We start from the raw sequence: 4,197 nt of genomic DNA on the forward strand, positions 1-4,197 counted from the left end.
GCACGATATTAAAATGTTATATTTTTAATTTATTTATGGAGTTTTAATGGACGATAAAGAACAACACCTAAGAGAAATGAATATAGGTTCTCATATAGCATGGGGGGCTGCGATGTGGGGCTCAGCTGAAGCGGCAAAAGAAAGTAATAATTATATGAATGCTGTTATCGGATATTACTATGCTGTATTTCATGTGGGATTTGCTCTCATTAATACTGATCATACTTTCCACCTGGAAAATATGAAAAGTATGAAACATAACAAAATTGAAAAGTGGCTTGAGGATCAACTTCATTGGAAAGATGATATGGATTACAAAACACTTCGAAGAGTAAGAGAGAATGTTAATTACTTGGGTATGGGAGAGCCAAGTACAAAATTAATGGTTGTCCGTGGGCATCAATTTGGTTATGACCTTGGTCATGAGAAAGTTGATTTCTTTGATATGGTTGAAAAAGCCAGTGAGTCTTCTAGAAGAATATTTGAGAATATATTTCAGCAAATTGAAGATTTTTGTGTAACAAATAAGTGGCAACCACTTCAACATGGTCGAGAGTATTATTTTGATGAATACCTTGATGAAGATGTTTTACTCAATGTTTTACCAAGAGATAAGGATGGGCTAGTTGCGCTAAAGAAAGCAATGAATCTAATCTTAGGTAACAAAAAAATATAACAAACTGTTCAAGATGGATTCGCAACGCATGGCATTTTTACCATGCGTTGGTTTAAGTGATTAAGGTGGTATGCGGCGGCTTAGGTATTGCGTTGCTCACCCCTTAACACGGCTACATGGATTCCCCCGGTTGTCAAACATCCGCTAAACTTATGTTGATGGGTTTTGGACTGCCGCTCTACATTCGGCCTACTTATCGACGATTCGCATACGTCGTGGCCCTGATGACTTGCGCGACTGCGGTGCCTTATTCGTTAGATGACATCTGGTGTGTCCGCCGCATTAACAGGCTCTCCGCAAGTGGTCTTAACCTATCTCCATCATTAGCGTCTGCAATGACCCGGTGGGTTTAACTCTTTATGCTGCTTAGGTTTCTACTTAAGCAGCATAGTTTTCATATTCGGTTTGATTGTGTAAAAGCGACCATATAATTCGTGCGTTCTTCGCGGCAAGTGCCACTATCGCTCGGTTCATTCCTCTTCGTTCTAGAACGCCTCGACACCACTGACTTAGCTTATCTTGCTTGTCGCCAAGGTTGGCAATGACTGTCCTTGCCCCGTGAACTAATAGTGTTCGTAAGTATTTGTCGCCGTGTTTGGTTATTCGACCTAAGCGAGGCTTTCCTCCCGTCGAATATTGCTTTGGTACGAGTCCTAGCCAAGCAGAAAAATCACGGCTTTTATCAAATTGAGTGCCATTGCCTATCGAAGCGAGTATCGCAGTCGCGGTTTGAGGTCCAATGCCCCGAACCTTCATCACTCGTTGAACATTAGTGCTGACCTTAGCAAAAGAATCGAAGACTTGTTCAGTATCGGCGATACGTTGATTCAATTCTCCAAGGTGGTGATAAGCATCGGCAATCACCGTTCTTGCGAGGTGTGGCAGTTCATTTTCTGCGTCTTCCAGCATTAAGGGAACCTGTTTCATTAACGAAGAGCGGCCAACAGGAATGACCAACCCGAACTCAGAGAGTAGGGCACGCATGCGATTCATAAGCGCGGTACGTTCACGAACCCAATGCTCTCTCATTCTATGTACCGATAAGATGGCTTGTTGCTCGGGGGATTTTACGGGTACAAAGCGAGTTGATGGTCGCTGAACAGCTTCGCATATGGCAACAGCATCATTAAGGTCGTTTTTTCCCTTAGTTCGATAAGGAATTACGTATTTAACGGCCATAATGCGGGCGTCGTGACCGAGTGTATTGAGTGTTCTTGCCCAATAATGTGCACCACCACACGCTTCAACGCCTATACGCATGAGTGGCATATTTGCTATTGTAGTCAGTAGTTTAGAGCGAGTTACTGACTTATGAAGTATGACCTTACCATTTTGGTCTACGGCATGAAGACTAAAGTGGTTTTTAGCTAGGTCGATACCGCAGAAATAAGAATAATCAGACATGGTGCCTCCGATGCATTTAAGTACCACATAAGTGTGGCAGATCTTCGGTAGGGGGAATCCATGTCATTCGTTGATATGACCCCCACTGTCAATTAAAAACGTAGAAGTTTCTCTCCTGTATTATCAGAGCCTTTCTTGTTGCTTAGGGGATAGTGTTACCGCATAGATGAAGCAAGTAATGTCGTCGGTTCTCATGCTGATATACGTGGATTGCTCATCGTTTGATGAGTAGAGCCTACCTTACTTGTTCCGTCGTGGCACCTGTCTTCAGTCTATGCTCGTGGTTCAATACAGCCGAAGCTATATTGCCGTCCTAACGCCGTCGGTGTTTGTGCCACTCCCGATGCTTTATCCAATGCGATAACACTAATTCTTTCTTCATGCCGGTAATCGAGCGATTCGAGTTTTAGGATCCACATCGCTGATGACAACTTCACGAGTAATCGCCCAGATGTAAGCGATCATCTCTCTAGCGATGGCGACCACAACGACATTTCGGTGTTTACCTTTTTGTAGCAGTCGTTGGTAACGACGACATAACCTTTGCTGGGCCAGCCAAGCGATATCGACGATCTCTTTAGGCAGTCCTTCTTGCCTTAGTTGGAGCTCTACAGAGATGTTCGCTTTGTGCTTATAGGTGTGTGCGCCTTCGACCAGCAACCGTCTGGCCCGACTGTTGCCACACTTTGTTAAGCTGCCACGACGAGTTTTACCGCCACTGGAGTTTTCTGTTGGAACGAGTCCGAGGTAAGCCATAAGCTTTCTTGGATGATCAAATCGTCGTAAGTCACCCAGTTCGGCTATTGTGCCGAGTGCTACGAGTAACCGGACTCCACGCATAGCTTGAATGGCTTTCACCACAGGATAGTATCGCCAGTTTTTGACTTGATGGAGTAGTTCATTATCGAGTCGTTGAAGCCGTTGCATTCGCTCATTGATGGTAATGATCATCTCTTGTAAAACGATTTGCTGACTATGATGAGGAAGAATGAGGTCGGTTAGCCACCGTAGATGCTTTTTAGACCAGTTATCATTCACCGTCGCTTGGATATTATTGCGAAGAAGAAAGCCTTTGAGTTGGAACTTTGCGTCTTTGAGATCTTTCATTGCGGTTTCTCTGGCACGTGAGAGGTCTCGAATAGCTTCATCTTCTACTTCCGGTACATAGATGGGTGTGAGCTCTTCGGCTTTTAACAGCTTGGCGAGCTTTGCAGCGTCTCGTTTGTCGGTTTTAACTCTATCGCCTGGCTTTTTAGGTATAAGTGATGGAGCGACGACATAGCAGCAGTGTCCAAGGCTCGTCATTAAGCGATAAGTCCAGTAACCACATGGCCCTGCTTCATAGACAAAGTGCAGAGTGGCTTTTGGATACTTGGATTGCAGTTGTTTGGCCAATTTAATCAACGCGGACTTATTCGATTTAATACGGCCAAGGTGTTGTGGATTTGCCCCACGATGTTCTTGTAATACAGTGACTTGAATAAATGACTTATGCGTATCTAAGCCAATAAAAATTATGCTATCTTTATTCATGCTAGCCTCCAAATTTAGTTGTTTGACGCACTAATTATGGCTCTGGCTTTAAGCTAACCCACGATATTGGAGGCTAGCACCTTTCGTGGGGGTCATTATGTCTAAGCGTACTTTTTTGATTAAGGGAGTTTGAGTTTGAAAGGTATTTGTTTGTGTGGCGAGGTGTCGTTTGAGCTATCTGGTGCCTTACCTCCGATTTATCAATGTCATTGTTCGCTTTGTCGCAAAGTATCTGGGTCGTCATCGAATTCAGCTTTAATTGTTAAAGCGGATAATTTCAAATGGCTTTCGAGTACAAATTCTATTGGTCGTTATGTTTCAAGTTCAGGCTTTAAATCGGAATTTTGTCAGTGTTGTGGAAGCCCTGTACCGAACCTTAGCTCAAGCAAAGATAAATATTGGGTGCCGGCAGGATTGATGTCCGAAGATTTAGAAACAACAATCAAGGCTCATGTCTATGTTAATTCGCGAGCAAACTGGGATGAGGCATTTATCTGCGATAACGTCGAAGAATTTGCCACAATGCCTTCAGAATCTGAATGGTTGAAACTATCGGATAAACCGTACGCATAACAAATGCATCA

General features: G+C 43.6%; 4 protein-coding genes. 2 read left to right on the plus strand and 2 right to left on the minus strand.

The window, feature by feature from the left end:
• Positions 1-46: 46 nt before the first annotated feature.
• Positions 47-676 carry a hypothetical protein gene (locus tag AB4496_RS18925; protein ID WP_009845956.1) on the plus strand — a complete coding sequence of 210 codons (630 nt, stop codon included), beginning with the start codon at positions 47-49 and terminating at the stop codon, positions 674-676.
• A gap of 378 nt (positions 677-1,054) precedes the next feature.
• On the opposite strand, the gene AB4496_RS18930 is transcribed toward AB4496_RS18925, so the two are convergent.
• Entirely contained in the window at positions 1,055-2,080 is a 1,026-nt protein-coding gene (locus tag AB4496_RS18930) for an IS110-like element ISVisp6 family transposase (protein WP_009845955.1), read from the minus strand.
• Positions 2,081-2,458: 378 nt separating this feature from the next.
• Positions 2,459-3,613 (minus strand): IS110-like element ISVisp2 family transposase, encoded by a 1,155-nt coding sequence (locus tag AB4496_RS18935; protein WP_372131621.1) that lies wholly within the window; start codon positions 3,611-3,613, stop codon positions 2,459-2,461.
• A 162-nt stretch (positions 3,614-3,775) separates the two neighbouring features.
• On the opposite strand from AB4496_RS18935, the gene AB4496_RS18940 reads away from it, so the two are divergent.
• Positions 3,776-4,186: a GFA family protein gene (locus tag AB4496_RS18940; protein WP_240798316.1), complete on the plus strand. Its 411-nt coding sequence runs from the start codon at positions 3,776-3,778 to the stop codon at positions 4,184-4,186.
• The last annotated feature ends 11 nt before the right edge of the window (positions 4,187-4,197 follow it).

Source organism: Vibrio sp. 10N.222.46.A1 (assembly GCF_041473595.1).
GTDB classification, from domain to species: Bacteria; Pseudomonadota; Gammaproteobacteria; order Enterobacterales; family Vibrionaceae; genus Vibrio; species Vibrio tasmaniensis_A.

What these genes read in the sequence shown, in the direction of transcription:
- AB4496_RS18925 (WP_009845956.1), top strand. Translation starts at nt 47, where the DNA reads ATGGACGATAAAGAACAACACCTAAGAGAAATGAATATAGGTTCTCAT.
- AB4496_RS18930 (WP_009845955.1), bottom strand. Translation starts at nt 2,080, where the DNA reads ATGTCTGATTATTCTTATTTCTGCGGTATCGACCTAGCTAAAAACCAC.
- AB4496_RS18935 (WP_372131621.1), bottom strand. Translation starts at nt 3,613, where the DNA reads ATGAATAAAGATAGCATAATTTTTATTGGCTTAGATACGCATAAGTCA.